19 protein-coding genes are annotated in these 21,608 nt (G+C 67.5%); 14 read left to right on the forward strand and 5 right to left on the reverse strand.

The window, feature by feature from the left end; all coding sequences use genetic code 11:
• Window positions 1-49 precede the first annotated feature (49 nt).
• The 7 genes from GD429_RS11275 (at window position 50) to iscX (ending at window position 5,423) form a co-directional block, all read left to right on the forward strand.
• A complete protein-coding gene (locus GD429_RS11275; RefSeq protein ID WP_152857010.1) occupies window positions 50-1,273 on the forward strand; it encodes an IscS subfamily cysteine desulfurase in 1,224 nt (407 codons plus the stop codon).
• A 68-nt stretch (window positions 1,274-1,341) separates the two neighbouring features.
• Window positions 1,342-1,749, forward strand: a complete 408-nt coding sequence (iscU, locus tag GD429_RS11280) for a Fe-S cluster assembly scaffold IscU (protein WP_006481982.1) — start codon at window positions 1,342-1,344, stop codon at window positions 1,747-1,749.
• Window positions 1,750-1,897: 148 nt separating this feature from the next.
• Window positions 1,898-2,221 carry an iron-sulfur cluster assembly protein IscA gene (gene iscA / locus GD429_RS11285; RefSeq protein ID WP_011885413.1) on the forward strand — a complete coding sequence of 108 codons (324 nt, stop codon included), beginning with the start codon at window positions 1,898-1,900 and terminating at the stop codon, window positions 2,219-2,221.
• 94 nt (window positions 2,222-2,315) lie between these two features.
• The gene (gene hscB, locus GD429_RS11290) at window positions 2,316-2,843 is read left to right on the forward strand and encodes a Fe-S protein assembly co-chaperone HscB (RefSeq protein ID WP_152857047.1); all 528 of its coding nucleotides are present in this window, start codon (window positions 2,316-2,318) and stop codon (window positions 2,841-2,843) included.
• A gap of 54 nt (window positions 2,844-2,897) precedes the next feature.
• Window positions 2,898-4,766 (forward strand): Fe-S protein assembly chaperone HscA, encoded by a 1,869-nt coding sequence (gene hscA, locus GD429_RS11295; protein ID WP_152857011.1) that lies wholly within the window; start codon window positions 2,898-2,900, stop codon window positions 4,764-4,766.
• Window positions 4,767-4,854: 88 nt separating this feature from the next.
• The gene (gene fdx, locus GD429_RS11300; protein ID WP_152857012.1) at window positions 4,855-5,196 is read left to right on the forward strand and encodes an ISC system 2Fe-2S type ferredoxin; all 342 of its coding nucleotides are present in this window, start codon (window positions 4,855-4,857) and stop codon (window positions 5,194-5,196) included.
• Window positions 5,197-5,213: 17 nt separating this feature from the next.
• Window positions 5,214-5,423 carry a Fe-S cluster assembly protein IscX gene (iscX, locus tag GD429_RS11305; RefSeq protein WP_021157676.1) on the forward strand — a complete coding sequence of 70 codons (210 nt, stop codon included), beginning with the start codon at window positions 5,214-5,216 and terminating at the stop codon, window positions 5,421-5,423.
• Between the two features lie 123 nt (window positions 5,424-5,546).
• Here iscX and GD429_RS11310 read toward each other — a convergent pair whose 3' ends face one another.
• From GD429_RS11310 to GD429_RS11330, 5 genes are all read right to left on the reverse strand, one after another.
• A complete protein-coding gene (locus GD429_RS11310) occupies window positions 5,547-6,287 on the reverse strand; it encodes a glycine zipper 2TM domain-containing protein (RefSeq protein WP_152857013.1) in 741 nt (246 codons plus the stop codon).
• A gap of 348 nt (window positions 6,288-6,635) precedes the next feature.
• Window positions 6,636-8,162, reverse strand: coding sequence for a lysine--tRNA ligase (gene lysS, locus GD429_RS11315; protein ID WP_152857014.1), 1,527 nt, complete (start codon window positions 8,160-8,162; stop codon window positions 6,636-6,638).
• A gap of 78 nt (window positions 8,163-8,240) precedes the next feature.
• Window positions 8,241-9,345 (reverse strand): peptide chain release factor 2 gene (prfB, locus tag GD429_RS11320; RefSeq protein WP_110281339.1). Its coding sequence is split into 2 segments (ribosomal slippage): window positions 8,241-9,263 and window positions 9,265-9,345, totalling 1,104 coding nucleotides; the frame shifts between segments, so codons are not numbered across the junction.
• Between the two features lie 152 nt (window positions 9,346-9,497).
• On the reverse strand, window positions 9,498-11,195 hold the full coding sequence (gene recJ, locus GD429_RS11325) for a single-stranded-DNA-specific exonuclease RecJ (protein ID WP_047898487.1): 1,698 nt from the start codon (window positions 11,193-11,195) through the stop codon (window positions 9,498-9,500).
• 14 nt (window positions 11,196-11,209) lie between these two features.
• Window positions 11,210-12,274 (reverse strand): regulator, encoded by a 1,065-nt coding sequence (locus tag GD429_RS11330; protein WP_152857015.1) that lies wholly within the window; start codon window positions 12,272-12,274, stop codon window positions 11,210-11,212.
• 162 nt (window positions 12,275-12,436) lie between these two features.
• Between GD429_RS11330 and GD429_RS11335 the strand changes: the two genes are divergently transcribed.
• The 7 genes from GD429_RS11335 (at window position 12,437) to kdsA (ending at window position 21,509) form a co-directional block, all read left to right on the forward strand.
• Window positions 12,437-13,690: a lipoprotein-releasing ABC transporter permease subunit gene (locus tag GD429_RS11335; RefSeq protein ID WP_152857016.1), complete on the forward strand. Its 1,254-nt coding sequence runs from the start codon at window positions 12,437-12,439 to the stop codon at window positions 13,688-13,690.
• On the forward strand, window positions 13,683-14,441 hold the full coding sequence (lolD, locus tag GD429_RS11340; protein WP_411859273.1) for a lipoprotein-releasing ABC transporter ATP-binding protein LolD: 759 nt from the start codon (window positions 13,683-13,685) through the stop codon (window positions 14,439-14,441). The genes GD429_RS11335 and lolD overlap by 8 nt, the downstream gene beginning before the upstream one ends.
• A 66-nt stretch (window positions 14,442-14,507) precedes the next feature.
• Window positions 14,508-15,296 carry a TatD family hydrolase gene (locus tag GD429_RS11345; protein ID WP_152857018.1) on the forward strand — a complete coding sequence of 263 codons (789 nt, stop codon included), beginning with the start codon at window positions 14,508-14,510 and terminating at the stop codon, window positions 15,294-15,296.
• A 57-nt stretch (window positions 15,297-15,353) separates the two neighbouring features.
• The gene (locus GD429_RS11350; RefSeq protein WP_152857019.1) at window positions 15,354-17,837 is read left to right on the forward strand and encodes a DNA internalization-related competence protein ComEC/Rec2; all 2,484 of its coding nucleotides are present in this window, start codon (window positions 15,354-15,356) and stop codon (window positions 17,835-17,837) included.
• Between the two features lie 137 nt (window positions 17,838-17,974).
• Window positions 17,975-18,820, forward strand: a complete 846-nt coding sequence (locus GD429_RS11355) for an alpha/beta fold hydrolase (RefSeq protein WP_152857020.1) — start codon at window positions 17,975-17,977, stop codon at window positions 18,818-18,820.
• Window positions 18,821-18,999: 179 nt separating this feature from the next.
• Window positions 19,000-20,658: a CTP synthase gene (locus GD429_RS11360; RefSeq protein ID WP_034183570.1), complete on the forward strand. Its 1,659-nt coding sequence runs from the start codon at window positions 19,000-19,002 to the stop codon at window positions 20,656-20,658.
• Window positions 20,655-21,509, forward strand: coding sequence for a 3-deoxy-8-phosphooctulonate synthase (kdsA, locus tag GD429_RS11365; protein WP_034183571.1), 855 nt, complete (start codon window positions 20,655-20,657; stop codon window positions 21,507-21,509). Before GD429_RS11360 ends, kdsA begins: the two co-directional genes overlap by 4 nt.
• The last annotated feature ends 99 nt before the right edge of the window (window positions 21,510-21,608 follow it).

Consider the following 21,608-nt stretch of genomic DNA (forward strand, 5'->3'; position numbering starts at 1 on the left):
CATACCCCATAACGCACATAGTCCCTGCACAGAATACCCGGAGCGACAGATGACCCAAGAGACTCTCCACCTGCCCATCTATATGGATTACAGCGCGACGACGCCCGTCGATCCGCGCGTGGTCGACAAGATGGTGCCGTACCTGCGCGAGCAGTTCGGCAATCCGGCGTCGCGCAGCCACGCTTACGGCTGGGACGCGGAGCGTGCGGTCGAGGAAGCGCGCGAGCAGGTGGCCGCACTTGTGAATGCGGATCCGCGCGAGATCATCTGGACGTCCGGCGCGACGGAATCGGACAACCTCGCGATCAAGGGTGCCGCGAACTTCTACAAGGGCAAGGGCAAGCACATCATCACGGTGAAGACCGAGCACAAGGCCGTGCTCGATACGTGCCGCGAGCTCGAGCGCGACGGTTTCGAAGTCACCTACCTCGACGTGAAGGATGACGGTCTGCTCGACCTCGATGTGTTCAAGGCCGCGCTGCGCCCCGACACGATCCTCGTGTCGGTGATGCACGTGAACAACGAGATCGGCGTGATCCAGGACATCGAGACGATCGGCGAGATCTGCCGCGAGAAGGGCATCATCTTCCACGTCGACGCCGCGCAGTCGACCGGCAAGGTCGGCATCGACCTCGCGAAGCTGAAGGTCGACCTGATGTCGTTCTCGGCGCACAAGACCTACGGTCCGAAGGGCATCGGCGCGCTGTACGTGCGCCGCAAGCCGCGCGTGCGCATCGAGGCGCAGATGCACGGCGGCGGCCACGAGCGCGGGATGCGTTCGGGCACGCTGGCGACGCACCAGATCGTCGGCATGGGCGAAGCGTTCCGCATCGCGCGCGAAGAAATGGCGACCGAGAACGAGCGCGTCCGCATGCTGCGCGACAAGCTGCTGCGCGGCCTGTCGCAAATCGAGGAAACGTACGTGAACGGCGACATGGAGCACCGTGTCCCGCACAACCTCAACATCAGTTTCAACTTCGTCGAAGGCGAGTCGCTGATCATGGCGATCAAGGACGTCGCGGTGTCGTCGGGCTCCGCGTGCACGTCGGCGTCGCTGGAGCCGTCGTACGTGCTGCGTGCGCTCGGCCGCAACGACGAACTGGCACACAGCTCGATCCGCTTCACGGTCGGCCGCTTCACGACGGAGCAGGAAGTCGACTTCGTGATCAACCTGCTGAACAGCAAGATCGCGAAGCTGCGTGAACTGTCGCCGCTCTGGGAAATGCACCAGGAAGGCATCGATCTGTCGACGATCGAATGGGCCGCACACTGAACACCGCATTGAATGCACCCGCGGGCGGATTGGCGCACGCAGACGTAACGAGTCAAGGAGTCTGAGTCATGTCTTACAGCAACAAGGTTCTGGATCACTACGAAAACCCGCGCAACGTCGGTTCGTTCGCGAAGGACGACGACACGGTCGGCACGGGCATGGTCGGCGCGCCGGCCTGCGGCGACGTGATGAAGCTGCAGATCCGCGTCGGCGCGGACGGCGTGATCGAAGACGCGAAGTTCAAGACCTACGGTTGCGGTTCGGCGATCGCGTCGAGCTCGCTCGTGACCGAATGGGTGAAGGGCAAGACGCTCGACGAGGCACTGTCGATCAAGAATACGCAGATCGCCGAAGAGCTCGCGCTGCCGCCGGTGAAGATTCACTGCTCGATCCTCGCGGAAGACGCGATCAAGGCAGCCGTGGCCGACTACAAGAAGCGCCACGACACGAAGGAAGGCGATCAGGCAGCGGCCTGAGCGGCATCGAGCGGCTTCTCAAGAAAACGCCGGGCCGCCCCAAGTTTTCTTGACCCCCTCGGGGGGGGGCCTGGCGCGAAGCGACAGGTCTTGGGGGCCCTTAGAAGGAACGCGGCGGGCCCCGGTGGCGCGTCGCGGCAAGGACATCATGGCAATTACACTGACCGAAAAAGCAGCACAGCACGTCCAGAAATACCTCGTCCGTCGCGGCAAGGGTGTTGGCCTGCGGCTTGGCGTTCGCACGACCGGGTGCTCGGGGCTCGCGTACAAGCTCGAGTATGTCGACGAGCTGGCTCCCGAGGATCAGGTGTTCGAGAGCCATGGCGTGAAGGTCGTCGTCGATCCGAAGAGCCTCGCGTATATCGACGGCACCGAACTCGACTTCGCCCGCGAAGGTCTGAACGAAGGGTTCAAGTTCAACAATCCGAACGTGAAGGACGAGTGCGGCTGCGGCGAATCGTTCCGCGTGTGACGCGGATCTCCGCGCGATGCGGGCAAGAGGCGGCACGGGCCGCCTTTTTAATGTGCGGCGTTTGCCGCGCGACGAATCGGAATTGAACGCGACGATGGTCTCGCTGAAAGACAGCCATTTCGACCTGTTTCACCTGCCGGCGCAATTCGCGCTCGACGAGGCGACGCTCGACGCCGCCTATCGAACGGTGCAGACGCAGGTGCATCCGGACCGCTTCGCGGCGGCCGGCGACGCGCAAAAGCGCATCGCGATGCAATGGGCAACCCGCGCGAACGAGGCGTACCGCACGCTGCGCGATCCGCTGAAGCGCGCGTCCTATCTGCTTTCGCTGCGCGGCGTCGACATCGGTGCCGAAAACAACACCGCGATGGAGCCGGCGTTCCTGATGCAGCAGATGGAGTGGCGCGAGGGCATCGAGGATGCCGCGGCCGCCCGCAACGTCGACGCACTCGACGCGCTGCTCGCCGAGTTGCGCGACGAGAAGCGCGTGCGTGTCGAGCGCCTCGGCACGCTGCTCGACAGCGGCGCCGATCAGGCGGCAGCCGAGGCCGTGCGCCAGCTGATGTTCATCGAACGGGTCGCGTCGGAAGTGGGCGTACAGATCGAGCGCCTCGAAACTTAACCGCGTGCCTTGCGGCACGCGCAGCAAACGGGCCGAGCGCCCGAACGAACCAAGATGGCTTTACTGCAAATTTCCGAACCGGGCATGGCGCCGGCGCCGCACCAGCGGCGACTCGCCGTCGGGATCGATCTCGGCACGACGAACTCGCTCGTCGCGGCCGTGCGCAACAGCGTAGCCGAAGTGCTGCCGGACGAAACGGGCCGCGTGCTGCTGCCGTCGGTGGTCCGCTATCTCGAGAAGGGCGGCCGCCGCATCGGCCACGACGCGAAGGAGCAGGCCGCGACCGATCCGCGCAACACGATCGTGTCGGTCAAGCGCTTCATGGGCCGCGGCAAGGCCGAGGTCGAAGGCGCGGCGAACGCGCCTTACGAATTCGTCGATGCGCCGGGCATGGTGCAGATCCGCACCGTCGACGGCGTGAAGAGCCCGGTCGAAGTGTCGGCCGAGATTCTCGCGACGCTGCGCTATCGCGCGGAAGATTCGCTCGGCGACGATCTGGTCGGCGCGGTGATCACGGTGCCCGCGTATTTCGACGAAGCGCAGCGTCAGGCGACCAAGGATGCCGCGCGCCTCGCGGGCCTCAACGTGCTGCGCCTGCTGAACGAACCGACCGCCGCGGCGATTGCCTACGGCCTCGACAACGCGGCCGAAGGCCTCTACGCGGTGTACGACCTCGGCGGCGGCACGTTCGACCTGTCGATCCTGAAGCTGACGAAGGGCGTGTTCGAAGTGCTGGCCGCGGGCGGCGATTCCGCACTCGGCGGCGATGACTTCGATCACGCGCTGTTCGGTCACGTGCTTGCGCAGGCCGGTATCGACGCGAAGACGCTCGCGCCCGAGGACGTGCGCCTGCTGCTCGACCGTGTGCGTGTGCTGAAGGAGGCGCTGTCGTCCGCGCCGCACGCGTCGCTCGACGTGACGCTGTCGGGCGGCGCGCACGTCGTGCAGACGATCTCGCACGACACGTTCGCATCGCTGGTCGAGCCGCTCGTGCAGCGTACGCTCACACCGACCCGCAAGGCGCTGCGCGACGCGCAGGTGACGCCGGCCGACATCAAGGGCGTCGTGCTCGTCGGCGGCGCGACGCGCATGCCGGTGATTCGCGACGCGGTCGCGAAATATTTCGGCCAGCCGCCGCTCGTGAACCTCGATCCGGATCAGGTCGTCGCGCTCGGCGCCGCGATCCAGGCCGACCTGCTCGCAGGCAATCGCGGCACCGGCGACGACTGGCTGCTGCTCGACGTGATTCCGCTGTCGCTCGGTGTCGAGACGATGGGCGGCCTGGTCGAGAAGATCATTCCGCGCAACTCGACGATTCCGATCGCACGCGCGCAGGAATTCACGACCTTCAAGGACGGCCAGACCGCGATGGCGATCCACGTCGTGCAGGGCGAGCGCGAGCTTGTCGCCGATTGCCGGTCGCTCGCGCGCTTCGAGCTGCGCGGCATTCCGCCGATGACGGCCGGCGCCGCGCGCATTCGCGTGACCTATCAGGTCGACGCGGACGGCCTGCTGTCGGTGTTCGCACGCGAACAGCTGTCGGGCGTCGAGGCGTCGGTCGTCGTGAAGCCGTCGTACGGTCTCGCCGACGATGACATCGCGAAGATGCTCGAGGACAGCTTCAAGACCGCCGAAATCGACATGCGTGCACGCGCGCTGCGCGAAGCGCAGGTCGAGGCCGAGCGGATGCTCGAGGCAACGCAGGCCGCGCTGGCGGCCGACGGCGAACTGCTCGATGCGGACGAGTGCACGCAGGTCGACGCGCTCGCCGCGGCGCTGCGCGCGGTCGCGCAGGGCGACGATACGAACGCGATCGAAGTCGCGACCAAGGCGCTGGCCGACGGCACCGACGAATTCGCGGCGCGCCGGATGGACAAGAGCATCAAGCGCGCACTGTCGGGCCGCCGGCTCGACGAGATCTGAACTCACGAACTGCGCATCGGCCGGCGACGGCCCGCGCGATAATGAACCGTGCGGCGCGCGTCGCCGCACCCTGACTGACGGAACGGACATGCCTCAACTGGTGGTGCTGCCTCACGTCGAACTGTGCCCGGATGGCGCAGTGATCGACGCGACGCCCGGCAAGAGTATCTGCGACAACCTGCTCGAACATGGGATCGAGATCGAGCATGCATGCGAGAAGTCGTGCGCGTGCACGACGTGCCACGTGGTGATCCGCGAGGGCTTCAACGATCTGGTGCCGTCCGAGGAGGACGAGGACGATCTGCTGGACAAGGCGTGGGGCCTCGAGCCGACGTCGCGCCTGTCGTGCCAGGCGATCGTGACGGAGGATTCGGACCTGGTGGTCGAGATTCCGAAGTACTCGATCAACCACGCGAAGGAAAATCACTGACAAACCGGAGGCAGGCGATGAAATGGACCGATTCGCGCGAAATAGCCATTGCGCTGGCGGACAAGCACCCGGACATCGACCCGCAGCGGATCAACTTCGTCGACCTGCGCCAGTGGGTGCTTGAACTCGACGGCTTCGACGACGATCCGAAGCACTCCGGCGAGAAGATCCTCGAAGCGATCCAGGCACACTGGATCGACGAATCGGATTTCGACGACGAAGACTGAGCACGGCATGCGCCGCAATGGCGCACGCGGCTCGTAATGAGAAAACGGCTCGTGAGCGATCGCTCACGAGCCGTTTTCGTTTTCAGGTCGCTTGCCCGCGCACGATACGCGGGCAGCGGACGCTTACGCGCCGACCAGCGTGCCGTTCTCGATCCGTACGCGCTGGCCCTGGCCGAACGGCGGCGGGTTGTGGTACGTGAACGTGCGCGTCGCGCCGCTTTCCATCTGCACTTGCACCTGATAGTCGGTTTCCGCGCGCACCTGCTTCTCGACCTGGTTGCCGGCGAGACCGCCGCCCAGCGCGCCGATGATCGTCATTGCGGTGCGGCCGTTACCGTTGCCGAACTGATTGCCGAGCAGGCCGCCGGCTGCTGCACCGCCAACGGCGCCGATCCCCGAGCTCTGGCCCGGCGTGCGCGTCTGCGTGATCGCGACGACCGTGCCGCAAGTCTGGCAGTAGGTCTGCGCAGGCGCCGACGGCTGTTGCTGTGCGTATTGCGGCGGCTGCGGTGCCGTCGTGTGGCGGCGGTGCGTCGGCGCAGGGCGCGGCGCGGGCTTCGGTTCGGCCTGCGCGATCGCCTTCTGCTGCGCGGCGGCTTGTGCGGCGGCCTGTTCGGCCGCCTGCTGCCGGGCTTGCGCGGCCAGCGCGGCGCTGGCGGCTGCGGCCGTGTCGACGGCCGGCTGCGATGCGATCAGTGCGGCCTGGGTCTGGCCGTCCTGTTCGTTGCTGCTGCTGGCCTTCGGGAATACGCCCGTGATCGCTGCCGTCGCCGCGAGGCTGGCGACGATGACGGCGCCGGCTGCAGTGGCGATCAGCGGATGGAGGCGTTGTTTTTGCGGCGTGGTCTGATTCTGGTTGTCCATTTTTTTCTCCGATGTCGATTCGGATCGGCACGTCGGTGCCGGGCCGGATCCCACGCTCCGGGGTCAAGCAGACTCGGCGTTCCGGCGCCTCGTTCTGGTCCCGTGGTCATGCGTGGTGACGCAAACGGAGTGTCGTCGACCGGCGAGTGGTGCGCCGTATCAAGGTGTAACGAATTGCAGCGGGGCGTCGGCGATCGTTGCCGGGAAAACCCGGGGCAGGCCATCGCGACGAGGGAATAAAACGGGGGAGGATCGAAAGCCGGCGGACGCCGGCTGGCGGGATTTACGCGTCGTTACAAAGCTGATGCTTGCGCGCCACGGCGTGCGGCGCGCAAGCAGGCTCGGCCGTCAGTCTTCGCGGCGCAGATGGGGGAACAGCAGCACGTCGCGGATCGTCGGGCTGTCGGTCAGCAGCATCACGAGGCGGTCGATGCCGATCCCGCAGCCGCCGGTCGGAGGCATCCCGTATTCGAGCGCGCGGATGTAGTCGGCGTCGAAGAACATCGCTTCCTCGTCGCCCGCATCCTTCTGCTCGACCTGCTTCTTGAAGCGTGCGGCCTGGTCTTCCGGATCGTTCAGCTCCGAGAAGCCGTTCGCGATCTCGCGGCCGGTCATGAACAGTTCGAAACGCTCGGTGATGCCCGGCACCGTATCCGATGCGCGTGCGAGTGGCGACACCTCGACCGGGTAGTCGATGATGAACGTCGGTTCCCAGAGCTGCGCTTCGGCCGTTTCCTCGAACAGCGCGAGCTGCAGTGCACCGATGCCCGCGTTCAGGAACGCCGGCTGCGCGACGTCGACGCCGAAGCGCTTCAGTTCGGTGCGCAGGAACGCGTCGTCCGACAGTTGGCCGTCGGTGTACTGCGGCGCGTACTTCTGGATCGCCTGCGTGATCGTCAGGCGATGGAACGGTTTCGCGAGGTCGAGCTCGCGGCCTTGATACTGGATCGTCGCGGTGCCGAGCGCATCGATCGCCGCCTGGCGGATCAGTTGCTCGGTGAAGTCCATCAGCCAGCGATAGTCGGTGTACGCGGCGTAGAACTCCATCATCGTGAATTCCGGGTTGTGACGCGGCGACACGCCTTCGTTCCGGAAATTGCGGTTGATCTCGAACACGCGTTCGAAGCCGCCGACGATCAGGCGCTTCAGGTACAGCTCCGGCGCGATGCGCAGGAACATCTGCATGTCGAGCGCATTGTGATGCGTGACGAACGGCTTCGCGGCCGCGCCGCCCGGAATCGGGTGCAGCATCGGCGTCTCGACTTCCATGAAGTCGGCCGAATCCATGAACTTGCGGATCGACGCGATCGTCTTGGTGCGTGCGCGGAACGTGTCGCGCGTTTCCGGCGTGACGATCAGGTCGACGTAGCGCTGGCGGTAGCGCATTTCCTGGTCGGAGAGACCGTGGAACTTGTCCGGCAGCGGACGCAGCGCCTTCGACAGCAGGCGCAGCTCCTTGCACTGGACCGACAGCTCGCCCTTGTTGGTGCGGAACAGCACGCCGCGCGCGGCGACGATGTCGCCGAGGTCCCACTTCTTGAATGCGTCGTAGGTTTCCGCGCCGACGTCGTTCGGCGTCACGAAGAACTGGATCTGGCCCGAACCGTCCTGCACCGTCGCGAAGCTTGCCTTGCCCATCACGCGCTTGAGCATCATGCGGCCGGCAACCGACACCTCGACCGGGTTCGCTTCGAGCGCGGCCTTGTCCGAGTCGGCGAATTTCACCTGGAGATCGGCCGCGTGATGCGTCGGCCGGAAATCGTTCGGGTAGGCGACGCCTTGCTCGCGCAAGGCGCGCAGCTTCTCGCGGCGCTCGGAGATGATCTGGTTTTCGTCCGCTGCGACGGCGGGCTGCGTTTGAGTCGGTTCGGTCATGATGGTCGGAATTCGGAGTGGGTGCGGCAACGCAAACGGGAAGGGCGGCGCGACCTGGCCAGGTGCGCGCCGCGGCGCTTACACGCCCTGTTTGAGGCTCGCGCTGATGAAGTCGTCGAGATCGCCGTCGAGCACCGCGCGGGTGTTGCTCATTTCGACGTTCGTGCGCAGGTCCTTCACGCGGCTCTGGTCGAGCACGTACGAGCGGATCTGGTGGCCCCAGCCCACGTCGGTCTTGCTCGATTCGAGCTTGTCCTGCTCGGCCTGGCGCTTGCGCATCTCGACTTCGTACAGGCGCGACTTCAGCATCGCCATCGCTTCCGCGCGGTTGCGGTGCTGCGAGCGGTCGTTCTGGCACTGCACGACGATACCGGTCGGCATGTGCGTGATCCGCACCGCCGAGTCGGTCTTGTTGATGTGCTGGCCGCCGGCGCCCGAGGCGCGGTACGTGTCGATGCGCAGGTCGGCCGGGTTGATCTCGACTTCGATCGAGTCGTCGATTTCCGGATACACGAACACCGACGAGAACGACGTGTGGCGGCCGCCCGACGAATCGAACGGCGACTTGCGCACGAGACGGTGGATGCCCGTTTCGGTGCGCAGGAAGCCGTACGCGTATTCGCCCGAGACCTTGACCGTTGCGTTCTTGATGCCGGCGACGTCGCCGTCGGACTCTTCGAGCACCTCGGCCTTGAAGCCCTTGCGTTCGCAATAGCGCAGGTACTGGCGCAGCAGCATCGACGCCCAGTCGCACGCCTCGGTGCCGCCGGCGCCGGCCTGGATGTCGATGAAGCAGTTGTTCGGGTCGGCCGGGTTCGAGAACATCCGGCGGAACTCGATGTCGCCGACGCGCGCCTCGAGCTTCGCGGCGTCGTCTTCCGATGCGACGAGCGTGTCCTCGTCGCCTTCCTCGCGGGCCAGCTCGAACAGGTCGAGCGCGTCGCGCAAGTCGCTATCGAGTGCCGTCAGCGTCGTGACGACGCCTTCGAGCAGCTTCTTCTCGCGACCGAGTGCCTGGGCGTTCTTCGAATCGTTCCAGACGTTCGGGTCTTCGAGTTCCTTGTTGACTTCGATCAGACGCGCAGCTTTGGCGTCGTAGTCAAAGATACCCCCGAAGCTCGCCCGCGCGGTTGCGCAGGTCGAGCAGGGAGCTTTCGATCGCGTTGAGACGTTCCGCTTCCATGATCGCTCGCTATTCTTGCTTCGTAAAAAAGCGGAATTATAGCCGATCGGCAGAGTTGCCCGGTGACGCGAATGGTGCTTGCATGCGTGCCGAGGCCCCGTCCGGCGCGGCGTGCATGCATCGGCGGGCACCGCGGGCCGGGCGGCTCGCGCTCAGCCGGCCGCGTGTTCGACGATCAACTGGACGCGCGTGACGCCGTTCCATGTGTCGGCGACGAGGCGGTACGCGATCAGCGCGCTCGCCGGCAGCGGCTCGGTGTGGTTGAACCAGATCGCGTTGAAGCGCTGGCGGCCGCGCGCAAGCTGCAGCTTCAGGTGCTTTTCCTTCACGAGCGACTGCGACACGACGTCGAATTCCCCGGAGAAAAGCGGGGCCGGAAAACCTTGCCCCCAGACGGCCTCGTCGAGCAGCCCGACGAACTGCGGCGTGAAGTACGCGTCCTCGAGTTCGCCGTCGGTCTCGATCACGCGGGCGAGCGCGTCGTCGGACAGCCATTCGCGTGCGACGGCCTCGAACGCGGCCGCGAAGCGCGGCACGTTCTCGGTGTCGAGCGTGAGGCCGGCCGCCATCGCATGGCCGCCGAACGCGACGATCAGGTCCGGTTCGCGTTTCGACACGAGGTCGAGCGCGTCGCGCAGGTGGAAGCCGGCGATCGACCGGCCCGACCCCTTGACCCGCTTGCCTTCGTCGTCCGCGTGCGCGAACGTGAACGACGGGCGGTGGAATTTTTCCTTGAGCCGCCCGGCGACGATGCCGATCACGCCCTGGTGCCACTCGGGGTTGAACAGCGTGATCGTGCACGCGTCGGCCGGGTCGACGTCGGCGAGATCGGCGAGCGCCTGCTGCTGCATGCCGGCCTCGATCTCGCGGCGCTCGCGGTTCATCACGTCGAGCTGCTGCGCGAGATCCCACGCGCGGCCGATGTCGTCGGTGATCAGGCATTCGATGCCGAGCGACATGTCGGACAGCCGCCCCGCGGCGTTGAGCCGCGGACCGAGGCCGAAGCCGAGATCGAAGCCCGACGCGGTGCGCGCTTCGCGCGCGGCGGCGCGGAACAGCGCGGCGATGCCCGGCTGCATGCGGCCGTTGCGAATGCGCTGCAGCCCCTGTGCGACGAGCACGCGATTGTTGCCGTCGAGCCGCACGACGTCCGCGACGGTACCGAGCGCGACGAGGTCGAGCAGGCCGTCCAGGCGCGGCTCGGCTTCCTTGCTCGCGAATGCGCCGCGCCGGCGCAGTTCGGCGCGCAGCGCGAGCAGCACGTAGAACATCACGCCGACGCCGGCGATGTGCTTGCTCGGGAACGCGCAGCCGGGCTGGTTCGGGTTGACGATCGCGCGGGCGGCGGGCAGCGCGTCGCCGGGCAGGTGGTGGTCGGTCACGAGCACGTCGATGCCGCGCGCGTTCGCGGCTTCGACGCCCGCGACGCTCGCGATCCCGTTGTCGACGGTGATCAGCAGGTCGGGCTTGCGCGCGGCCGCGAGCTCGACGATCTCGGGCGTGAGGCCGTAGCCGTATTCGAAGCGGTTCGGCACCAGGTAGTCGATCTGCGCGCCGAACATCCGCAGGCCGCGCACCGCGACCGCGCACGCGGTCGCGCCGTCGCAATCGTAGTCGGCGACGACGAGCAGGCGTCGTTTGTCGGCGATCGCGTCGGCGAGCAGCGACGCCGCGTCGGCGCAGCCTTTCAGCTCGGTAGGCGGGACGAGGCGCGCAAGCGCGGTCTCGATGTCGGTCGGGGACTGCACGCCGCGCGACGCATACAGGCGCGCGAGGACGGGATGCAGGCCGTGGCGCGCGAGCACTTCGGCGTCGGCGGGCGCGACGGGGCGGGTAACGATCCGGGTCATTCGGGGTCTGCTTGTTATTCGAACAGGGAGGCGAGCACACGGCGGCGCCAGAACTTGCGCAGGTCGCCGCGCGTCGCGTGCAGCGTCACGGAGCTCGTATCGCCGCACAGCGTGCAATCGACACTCGCCAACTCGCCGTTCTGCAGCGCGGCGAGCGCGGGCGCGAACCAGTCGCGCTCGAGCGCGGCGAGCCCGTCGTGCCAGCGCGCCCAGTCCTGTTCGATGAATGGGGTGGTCAGCACCGGCAGTTCGACGAGCGTCGCGCCGTCGGCGGCAGGCAGCGCGCCGAACGCGGCGGGTGGGGTGCCGGCTTCGGCTTGCGCGGCGCGCGCGAGGCCGAGCGCGGCGGGCGACGCGGACAGCACGCGCGCGAACGGCTTGCCGACCGGCTTCAGCGTGCCCTGCGCATGGAACCAGATCGAGTTGACGGCCGGCAGGCCGCGCGCCTCGCGGGCTTCGTTGACGGGATGCTGGAACCACGCCATCTGCACTTCGTTCTGCAGTTTCATCCACATCCGCGAGCGTTCGCCCGTGTGTGCCTCGTGCGGCAGCCAGATCTCGATGTTGCGGCCGCTTGCGCGCAGCGGCGCGGCGCCGGCGAGCCGTGCGAGCTGTTCGCTCGACAGGTACCAGCGCGCGGGGTTCGGCGCTTCGAGCCGCACGCCGAGCTCCTCGATCAGCGGCCGCGCGACCGCGAGCAGCGCGGCTGCGTCGCCGTCGTCGAGCGCGAGCGCCGCCGGATCGACGAGCACCAGGTGATCGTGCGCGATTTCGACGTGGACGGGTTCGACGCATGCCCACGCTTGCGCGCCGGGTTCGCCGCCGTCCGCCAGCAACATGTAGGGCGCGAGCGGCGCCTCGTCCGCGGCGTTGCCCTGGGTCGCGCCGAACTGGCGGGCCAGCCAGCGCTCGTGCGGCAGCGTGCGCTGGAAGTCTTCGCCGGCCACGCGCTCGACGAGGCTCGCGCGGGCGAGCAACTTTTCGAGCGCGGGGCTGTCCAGCGTGTGCAGGGACGAGGCCGCATCGGCCGCCGACGGCAGCGCGAACGGAACGAGAAAATGGAGGCGTCGGTCGTGCATGATGGTGCGCATTGTATGGCAAACTGCGCGCGTGATCGGGCCGGCAGACGGCCCGTTCGCGTCCGGCGGCCGTATTTCGACCGGGCCCGGGCCCGTGGTGGCCGCCGGGCGGCGGTCCGGCCGCGGGGCGCCTTCCCGCCGTAACCAGCAGAAAGGATTCGCTTGAAACTTCCGTACGAATGGCAGATCGGCTGGCGCTATACGCGCGCCGGCAAACGCACGACCGGCAACGGCTTCATTTCCTTCATCGCCCTCGTGTCGATGCTCGGGATCGCGCTTGGCGTCGCGGCGCTGATTGTCGTGCTGTCGGTGATGAACGGCTTCCAGAAGGAAGTGCGCGACCGCATGCTGTCGGTGCTCGCGCACGTCGAGGTGTTCTCGCCGACGGGCTCGATGCCCGACTGGCAACTGACCGCGCAGGAAGCGCGCCGCAATCCGTCGGTGGTCGGCGCGGCGCCGTACGTCGACGCGCAGGCGCTGCTCACGCGCCAGGACGCGGTGAGCGGCGTGATGCTGCGCGGCGTCGAGCCGACGCTCGAGCCGCAGGTTTCCGACATCGGCAAGGACATGAAGGCCGGGCAGCTCGGCGCGCTCGTGCCGGGCCAGTTCGGCATCGTGCTCGGCGACGCGCTCGCCGGCAACCTCGGCGTGACGGTCGGCGACAAGGTCACGCTGGTCGCGCCCGAAGGCTCGATCACGCCGGCCGGCATGATGCCGCGCCTGAAGCAGTTCACGGTTGTCGGCGTGTTCGAGTCGGGCCACTACGAATACGACAGCACGCTCGCGATGATCAACATCCGCGACGCCGAGGTGCTGTTCCGGATGGCTGCGCCGACCGGCGTGCGGCTGCGTCTGACGGACATGCAGAAGGCGCCGCAGGTCGCGGTCGAGCTGTCGCATACGCTGTCGGGCAGCCTGTACATCCGCGACTGGACGCAGCAGAACAAGACGTGGTTCTCGGCCGTGCAGATCGAGAAGCGGATGATGTTCATCATCCTGACGCTGATCATCGCGGTGGCCGCGTTCAACCTCGTGTCGTCGCTCGTGATGACCGTGACCAACAAGCAGGCCGACATCGCGATCCTGCGCACGCTCGGCGCGCAGCCGGGGTCGATCATGAAGATCTTCGTCGTGCAGGGCGTGACGATCGGCTTCGTCGGCACGGCGTCGGGCGTCGCGCTCGGCTGCCTGATCGCGTGGAGCATCCCGTGGCTGATCCCGATGATCGAACATCTGTTCGGCGTGCAGTTCCTGCCGCCGTCCGTGTACTTCATCAGCGAGCTGCCGTCCGAACTCGTCGCTAGCGACGTGATCCGGATCGGGCTGATCGCGTTCGCGCTGTCGGCCGTCGCGACGCTCTATCCGAGCTGGCGCGGCGCGAAGGTGAAGCCGGCGGAGGCGCTCCGCTATGAATGACCGCGCGACCGCATTCGCAGATTCAAAACAACACAACAGACAGGATTCGGCAGGTATGCAGCAATACGTGCTTCAGGCGCGCGGGATCACGAAGGCATTCGTGCAGGGCGGCTTCAACGTGCAGGTGCTCAACAACACCGAGCTGACGGTGCGGCGCGGCGAGAAGCTCGCGGTCGTCGGCGCGTCGGGTTCCGGCAAGAGCACGCTGCTGCATGTGCTGGGCGGGCTCGACGAGCCGAGCGCCGGCGAGGTGTCGCTGCTCGGCAAGCCGTTCACGCAACTCGCCGAGCGCGAGCGCAACGAATTGCGCAACCGCGCGCTCGGCTTCGTCTACCAGTTCCATCACCTGCTGCCCGAGTTCACCGCGCTCGACAACGTCGCGATGCCGCTGCGCATCCGCCGGATGACGACCGAGGATGCGCGCGCGCAAGCTCAGGCGATGCTCGAACGCGTCGGTCTGGGCCCGCGTGCGAAACACCGGCCGGGTGAGTTGTCGGGTGGCGAGCGGCAGCGCGTCGCGATCGCGCGCGCGCTGGTCACGAAGCCCGCGTGCGTGCTCGCCGACGAGCCGACCGGCAACCTCGACGGTACGACGGCAGACACGGTGTTCAACCTGATGCTCGAACTGTCCGAGACGCTCGAAACGAGCTTCGTGATCGTCACGCACGATCCCGATCTCGCCGCGCGCTGCGACCGCATCATGCGGCTGCGCGACGGCGTGCTGCACGAGGAGCCGGCGCTGCCGGTGTAAGCGAACGCCCCTGGCAGAGCCGTCGGGTTCGTCCCGGCGCGGCGCGAGGGGTACAGGAATGCCGTCATGTGGATCGATACGCACTGCCATCTCGATGCCGCCGAGTTCGACGCCGACCGTGACGCGGTCGCGCAGGCGGCACGCGCGGCCGGGGTGTCGCGCATCGTGATCCCGAGCATCGGGCGCGATAACTTCACGACGGTGCGCGAACTTGCGCAGCGCACGCCGGGTGCCGTCTATGCGCTCGGCATCCATCCGATGTATACGCCGCATGCGCGCGACGAGGATCTCGACCGGCTGCGCATGGAGATCGAAGCGAGCCTCGACGATCCGCGCTTCGTCGCGATCGGCGAGATCGGCCTCGACTATTTCGTGCCGGGGCTCGACGAAGACCGGCAGCAGTTCTTCTACCAGGGGCAGCTGACGCTGGCGCGCGAATTCGACCTGCCCGTGCTGTGCCACGTGCGCAAGTCGCAGGATCGCGTGCTCGCGGGGCTGCGCCGCTTCGGCGTGCGGCGCGGCATCGCGCATGCATTCAACGGCAGTTTCCAGCAGGCCGAAGCGTATCTGGCGCAGGGGCTGCATCTCGGCTTCGGCGGCAACGTGACATTCACGCGCGCGTTGCAGATCCGCCGGCTTGCGGCGCAATTGCCGCTCGACGCGATCGTCGTCGAGACGGACGCGCCCGACATCGCACCCGAATGGGCGTACAAATCCCGCAACACGCCCGACCAGGTGCCGCGCATCGGCGACGTGCTCGCCGAACTGCGCGGTCTCGACGCCAGTTCACTCGGCCTATCCACTTCGGCTAACGCGCTCGCCGCGCTGCCGCGACTCGCACTTTCGTCCGCATAATCGTTGCAGGAAGGCGCCGCATTCGCAATGGCGGCGCCAGGTCGACGAGGAGGCGGGATGCGCGTGTGGTGGATCGCGTTTGCGCTCGGCGTCGTCGTGCTGCAGCGGCAGGCGGCGTTGCCGGGCGCGATCGCATGGACGATCGGTGCGCTCGTGCTTGCCGGTTGCGCGGCGCTGGGAGCGTGGTGCATGCGCCGCCGGCGCACGCGCACGACCGTCGCGCTCGGATGGATGCTGTGCGCGTTCGCGGCCTGCTTGGCGGGGTTCGGTTATGCGGCGGTGCGGGCCGAATGGCGGCTGCACGACAGCTTGCCCGTCGACTGGGAAGGGCGCGACATCGTCGTCACCGGCGTGATCCGGGGGCTGCCCGTCGTCGACGAGACGGGCGCACGGCTGCTGCTCGCGGTCGAGTCGAACGATGCGGGGCTGGCCCGTTTTCCGCCATTGATCCGGCTGTCGTGGCGCGCGTATGGCGCATCCGCGACGCGCGATCCGCTTCCCGAGCTGCGTGCCGCGCAGCGCTGGCGCTTCGTCGTGCGCCTGAAGCGCCCGCACGCCGAGGCCAATGCCGGCGTGCGCGACAGCGAGGCGGCGTGGCTCGCCGCCGGCATTCGCGCGATCGGTTATGTCAGCGCGCCGCGGCGGTCGGTATTGCTCGATGCGCACGCATCGGGTTGGCGTGCATCGATCGATCGGCTGCGCGATGTACTGCGGGCACGCATCGGCGAGACGCTCGGCGTCGACGCCGGCCATCGCGGCATCGTCGCCGCGCTCGCGATCGGCGACCAGTCCGGCATCGGCGACGACGACTGGCGCGTGCTGCGCAACACCGGTACGAGCCACCTGGTCGCGATCTCCGGCCTGCACGTCGGGCTCGTCGGCGCGATCGCGGGCGGGCTCGTGTCGATGGCCTGGCGCCGGCTGCGCTGGCGTGCGCGGGCCGCAACACTCGTGTTGCCGGCGCCGTACGCGGCATCGCTTGCCGCGCTGGCGGCCGCGGCCGGCTATGCGGCGCTCGCCGGCTTCAACGTGCCGGCGCAGCGCGCGTGGTGGATGATCGCGGCCGGCGGCATTGCATATCTGGCCGGGCGCAGCGTGCCGACGTCGGCGGTGCTGTGCGCAGCGCTCGGCGGCGTGCTGCTCGCCGATCCGTGGGCCGTGCTGTCGGCCGGGTTCTGGCTGTCGTTCGGGGCGGTCGCCGTGATCCTGCTGACCGTCGCCGGCTGGCGCGCGGCGCGCGAGGTCGACGCGCAACGCGAGGAGGGTGGCGACACGGCCGGCCCATCGAGCCGGTTGCGCGCGTGGGGCACGCGCGCCGCGCGCCGTATCGTCGAGGCCACGCGCGTGCAGTACGCGGTGACGATCGGCCTCGCGCCGCTGACGGCGGTGTGGTTCGCGCAGATTTCGCTGTCGGGCCCGTTCGGCAATGCGTTCGCGATTCCGTGGGTGAGCACGGTCGTGACGCCGATCGTGCTGGCCGGCATCGCGCTGCCCGCGCCGCTCGATGCGTATGCGTTCCGGCTTGCGCATGCGGCGCTCGAACCGATGATGACGCTGCTCGGGTACCTCGCCGACTGGCCGGCCGGCGTGTTCTGGCTGCGCATGCCCGACTGGCCGGTGCTGGCGCTTGCGTGCGTGGGTGTCGCATGGGTGTTGATGCCGCGCGGTTGGCCGTTGCGCTGGGCGGCGCCGCTCACGTGGCTGCCGCTCGTCGCGCCGGCGCCCGATGCGCCGCCGCCAGGCGGCTTCCGGCTGACCGTGCTCGACGTCGGGCAGGGCGCGTCGGTGCTGGTGGAAACCGCGCGCCGAACCTTGCTGTTCGATGCGGGGCCGGGTGCGGAGTCGACGTATGCCGGGGCGCGGATCGTCGCGCCGGCGTTGCGCGCGCGCGGCATCGCGGTGATCGATTCGCTGGTGCTCAGTCACGCGGACGCCGATCACGCGGGCGGCGCGCAGGCCGTCTATGCGGCAGCCGACGTGCGCCAGCTGCTGGCCGGCATTGCGCCGAAGAACCGGCTGTGGCGCGACGCGACGGCTGCCGGCGTCGCCGACCGGCTGCCGTGTGCGGCCGGGCAGCGCTGGACCTGGGACGGCGTCGTCTTCACGATGCTCTGGCCACCGGGCGGCCCGGGCACGGGCTCGTCGAACGGGCAATCGTGCGTGCTGCGCATCGACGCGGGCGGCACGTCCGCGCTGCTGACGGGCGACATCGAAGCACGCACCGAACGCCAGCTCGTGGACGCCGCGCGCGACGCGCTGGCCGCGCAGATCCTGGTCGTTCCGCACCACGGCAGCCGCACGTCGTCGGTCGAGCCTTTCCTCGATTCGGTCGGACCGCGCGTCGCGGTATTTCCTGTAGGCTATCGCAATCGTTTCGGGCATCCGCACCGGACCGTCCTCGCGCGCTACGAGGCGCGCGGGATTCCGCTGCCGCGCACCGATCGCGACGGCGCCGTGCGGTTCGACGTCACGCCGGCCGACGGCTGGTTCGCATTCGAGCGTTATCGCGACACGCGGCGACGGTACTGGATGGACCGTTGAGCGGGGCGAAGGCCGGTTTATAAAGAATGCGTGATACCCGCGCAAAGTGCCGGAGCACTGGCCCGGTAGAACGCGAAGCATGGGACGGGAGTAAGTGCCAAAGCACCAACTCCCGTCGACAAAGGAGACATCGGCGTTTGAAGGACATCCTCCACTTCTCGCATGCGAACGGCTTTCCGGCGTCGACGTACCGGACGATCTTCGCCGAACTGGCCGACGACTACGAGCTGCGCTACATCGAACGGATCGGCCACGACCGCCGCTACCCGGTGACGCGCGACTGGCCGCATCTCGTCGAGCAGCTGCTCGACGACATCGGCAGCCGCTACGAGCGCCCCGTCTGGCTGGTCGGCCATTCGCTCGGCGGCTACCTGTCGCTGATGGCCGCGCTGAGGAAGCCGCAATGGGTGCGCGGCGTCGTGATGATCGATTCGCCGATCATCGCGGGCTGGCGTGCGGGCGCGTTGCGCGCGAGCCAGTGGGCGGGGCTCGACGAGCGGCTGTCGCCCGCCGCCGCGACGCGCAACCGGCGCACGCACTGGGTGAGCCGCGACGAAGTCTGGCGGCACTTCCGCGAGAAGCCCGCGTTCGCGCGTTGGGACGAACGGATGCTGGCCGACTACATCGACTACGGCATTCCGCAGGCCGGCGCCGACGGCGAGCGCGCGCTCGCGTTCGACCGGCAGGTCGAATACCTGATCTACCGGACGCTGCCGCACACGCTCGGCCCGCGGCTCGCGCACGGCGCGCCGGTGCCGATCGGTTTCCTCGCCGGCACGCACTCGCGCGAGGTACGGCAGGTCGGGCTCGACGCGACGCGTCGTGCGGCGCGCGGCCGCGTCGAATGGCTCGAGGGCAGCCACCTGTTCCCGATGGAGCGGCCGCTCGAGACCGCCCGCGCATTGCAGCGGATGCTGAATTCGCTGAAGGCGGAGGAGGGTGGTGTGTCGCAGGGTGGCGCCCCGCTCGCGAAGCGCGCCTGACGCTCCGTCCGGCGCTCCGGCACGCGCCGCGGCGGGCGTGGCCGCGCCGACCGGCCGGCCGGTTCGCCCCCGGCGCACGGTTGGCGCGGGTCCGCCCGAAAGGGCGCGATCATCACGTCAGTTGCTGAGAAAAGGGCGGGCTTTACGGTATAATCCGTTTTTCCCGCGAGCATCCAGCGATGACCAAATATGTTTTCGTCACCGGCGGCGTAGTTTCTTCCCTTGGCAAGGGCATTGCCGCCGCTTCCCTCGCCGCGATCCTCGAATCGCGCGGTCTGAAAGTCACCCTCCTCAAACTCGATCCCTACATCAACGTCGACCCCGGCACGATGAGCCCGTTCCAGCACGGCGAAGTGTTTGTGACGGAAGACGGGGCGGAGACTGACCTCGACCTCGGCCACTATGAGCGCTTCATCAGCACGAAGATGCGCAAGGCCAACAACTTCACGACCGGCCAGATCTACGAATCGGTGATCCGCAAGGAACGCCGCGGCGACTATCTCGGCAAGACCGTGCAGGTGATTCCGCACATCACGAACGAGATCCAGGCGTTCATCGAGCGCGGGGCCGCATCGGCCACCTGCGGCGAGCCGGATGTCGCGATCGTCGAGATCGGCGGCACGGTCGGCGACATCGAGTCGCTGCCGTTCCTCGAGGCCGCGCGCCAGATGAGCCTGCGCCTCGGCCGCAACAGCGCGTGCTTCGTGCACCTGACGCTCGTGCCGTACGTCGCGACGGCCGGCGAGCTGAAGACGAAGCCGACCCAGCACAGCGTGCAGAAGCTGCGCGAGATCGGCATCCTGCCGCACGTGCTGCTGTGCCGCGCGGATCGCCGCATCCCCGACGACGAATCGAAGAAGATCTCGATGTTCTCGAACGTGCCGGAAGACGCCGTGATCTCGGTGTGGGACGCCGACAGCATCTACAAGATTCCGCAGATGCTGCACGACCAGGGCCTCGACAAGATCATCTGCGACGAGCTGAAGCTGACGCCGCACGATGCCGACCTGAGCATGTGGTCGGAGCTCGTCGAGAAGCTGGAGAACCCGAAGCACGAAGTGACGATCGGCATGGTCGGCAAGTACGTCGACCTGACCGAATCGTACAAGTCGCTGATCGAGGCGCTGCGTCACGCGTCGCTGCACACGTCGACCAAGGTCAACATCGAGTACATCGACTCGGAAGAGATCGAGACGAACGGCGTCGACAGCCTGAAGCACCTCGACGCGGTGCTGGTCCCGGGCGGTTTCGGCCGTCGCGGCACCGAAGGCAAGATCGCGGCGATCCGCTATGCGCGCGAGGCGAAGGTGCCTTATCTCGGCATCTGCCTCGGCATGCAGCTCGCGGTGATCGAGTTCGCGCGCGACGTCGTCGGCCTGAAGCAGGCGAACAGCACGGAATTCGATCCGGACACGCCGGAACGCGTGGTCGCGCTGATCACCGAGTGGTATGACCGCGACGGCAAGGTCGAGACGCGCACCGAGGAATCCGATCTCGGCGGCACGATGCGCCTCGGCTCGCAGCGCTGCCCGATCAAGCCCGGCACGATGGCGGAAGAAATCTACGGCAAGGACGTGAACGAGCGTCATCGCCACCGTTATGAAGTCAATAACCGCTTCGTGCCCCAGCTCGAAAGCGGCGGCCTTATCATCAGCGCGCGTACCCCGAGCGAGGATCTGCCGGAAATGATGGAGCTGCCGCGCTCGATGCACCCGTGGTTCGTCGGCGTGCAGTTCCACCCGGAATTCACGTCCACGCCGCGTGACGGTCATCCCCTGTTCAAGTCGTTCGTCGAAGCCGCGCTCGCCAACAAGCAAGCGCGCGGAGTGAAAGCATGAAGCTGTGCGATTTCGAGGTCGGTCTCGACAAGCCTTTCTTCCTGATCGCGGGTACCTGCGTCGTCGAATCGGAGCAAATGACGATCGACACGGCGGGCCGCCTGAAGGAGATCTGCGCGAAGCTGAACGTTCCGTTCATCTACAAGTCGTCCTACGACAAGGCGAATCGCAGCTCGGGCAAGTCGTTTCGCGGCCTCGGAATGGACGAGGGCCTGCGGATCCTGTCCGAGGTGAAGCGCCAGCTCGGCCTGCCGGTGCTGACCGACGTGCATTCGATCGAAGAGATCGAGCAGGTCGCGTCGGTCGTCGACGTGCTGCAGACGCCCGCGTTCCTGTGCCGCCAGACCGATTTCATCCACGCGTGCGCGCGCTCGGGCAAGCCCGTCAACATCAAGAAGGGCCAGTTCCTCGCGCCGCACGACATGAAGAACGTGATCGACAAGGCGCGCGACGCGGCCCGTGAAGCGGGGCTGTCGGAAGACCGCTTCATGGCGTGCGAACGCGGCGTCTCGTTCGGCTACAACAATCTCGTGTCGGACATGCGTTCGCTCGCGATCATGCGCGAAACGAACGCGCCCGTCGTGTTCGACGCGACCCACTCGGTGCAATTGCCGGGCGGGCAGGGCACGAGCTCGGGCGGCCAGCGCGAATTCGTGCCGGTTCTCGCGCGTGCGGCGGTCGCGACGGGTGTCGCGGGCCTCTTCATGGAAACGCACCCGAATCCGGCCGAGGCGAAGTCGGACGGCCCGAACGCGGTGCCGCTGAACCGGATGGGCGCGTTGCTGGAGACGCTCGTCACGCTCGACCAGGCGGTGAAGCGCAATCCGTTCCTGGAAAACGATTTCAACTAAAGATCGAATGAACCTTGCGGCGGCTTCGCGCGTCAGTAGCGAAAGCGGTTCCGGCACGCGCGCCGTCGCAGTTTGAAGAATCCATCGTCATTCTCAGAG

Origin of the sequence: Burkholderia sp. BE17 (assembly GCF_009362305.1) — a bacterium.
GTDB lineage: Bacteria > Pseudomonadota > Gammaproteobacteria > Burkholderiales > Burkholderiaceae > Burkholderia > Burkholderia pyrrocinia_C.

Coding starts and splice junctions, on each gene's coding strand:
- GD429_RS11275 (WP_152857010.1), top strand. CDS start 50: ATGACCCAAGAGACTCTCCACCTGCCCATCTATATGGATTACAGCGCG.
- iscU (WP_006481982.1), top strand. CDS start 1,342: ATGTCTTACAGCAACAAGGTTCTGGATCACTACGAAAACCCGCGCAAC.
- iscA (WP_011885413.1), top strand. CDS start 1,898: ATGGCAATTACACTGACCGAAAAAGCAGCACAGCACGTCCAGAAATAC.
- hscB (WP_152857047.1), top strand. CDS start 2,316: ATGGTCTCGCTGAAAGACAGCCATTTCGACCTGTTTCACCTGCCGGCG.
- hscA (WP_152857011.1), top strand. CDS start 2,898: ATGGCTTTACTGCAAATTTCCGAACCGGGCATGGCGCCGGCGCCGCAC.
- fdx (WP_152857012.1), top strand. CDS start 4,855: ATGCCTCAACTGGTGGTGCTGCCTCACGTCGAACTGTGCCCGGATGGC.
- iscX (WP_021157676.1), top strand. CDS start 5,214: ATGAAATGGACCGATTCGCGCGAAATAGCCATTGCGCTGGCGGACAAG.
- GD429_RS11310 (WP_152857013.1), bottom strand. CDS start 6,287: ATGGACAACCAGAATCAGACCACGCCGCAAAAACAACGCCTCCATCCG.
- lysS (WP_152857014.1), bottom strand. CDS start 8,162: ATGACCGAACCGACTCAAACGCAGCCCGCCGTCGCAGCGGACGAAAAC.
- recJ (WP_047898487.1), bottom strand. CDS start 11,195: ATGACCCGGATCGTTACCCGCCCCGTCGCGCCCGCCGACGCCGAAGTG.
- GD429_RS11330 (WP_152857015.1), bottom strand. CDS start 12,274: ATGCACGACCGACGCCTCCATTTTCTCGTTCCGTTCGCGCTGCCGTCG.
- lolD (WP_411859273.1), top strand. CDS start 13,683: ATGAATGACCGCGCGACCGCATTCGCAGATTCAAAACAACACAACAGA.
- GD429_RS11345 (WP_152857018.1), top strand. CDS start 14,508: ATGTGGATCGATACGCACTGCCATCTCGATGCCGCCGAGTTCGACGCC.
- GD429_RS11350 (WP_152857019.1), top strand. CDS start 15,354: ATGCGCGTGTGGTGGATCGCGTTTGCGCTCGGCGTCGTCGTGCTGCAG.
- GD429_RS11360 (WP_034183570.1), top strand. CDS start 19,000: ATGACCAAATATGTTTTCGTCACCGGCGGCGTAGTTTCTTCCCTTGGC.
- kdsA (WP_034183571.1), top strand. CDS start 20,655: ATGAAGCTGTGCGATTTCGAGGTCGGTCTCGACAAGCCTTTCTTCCTG.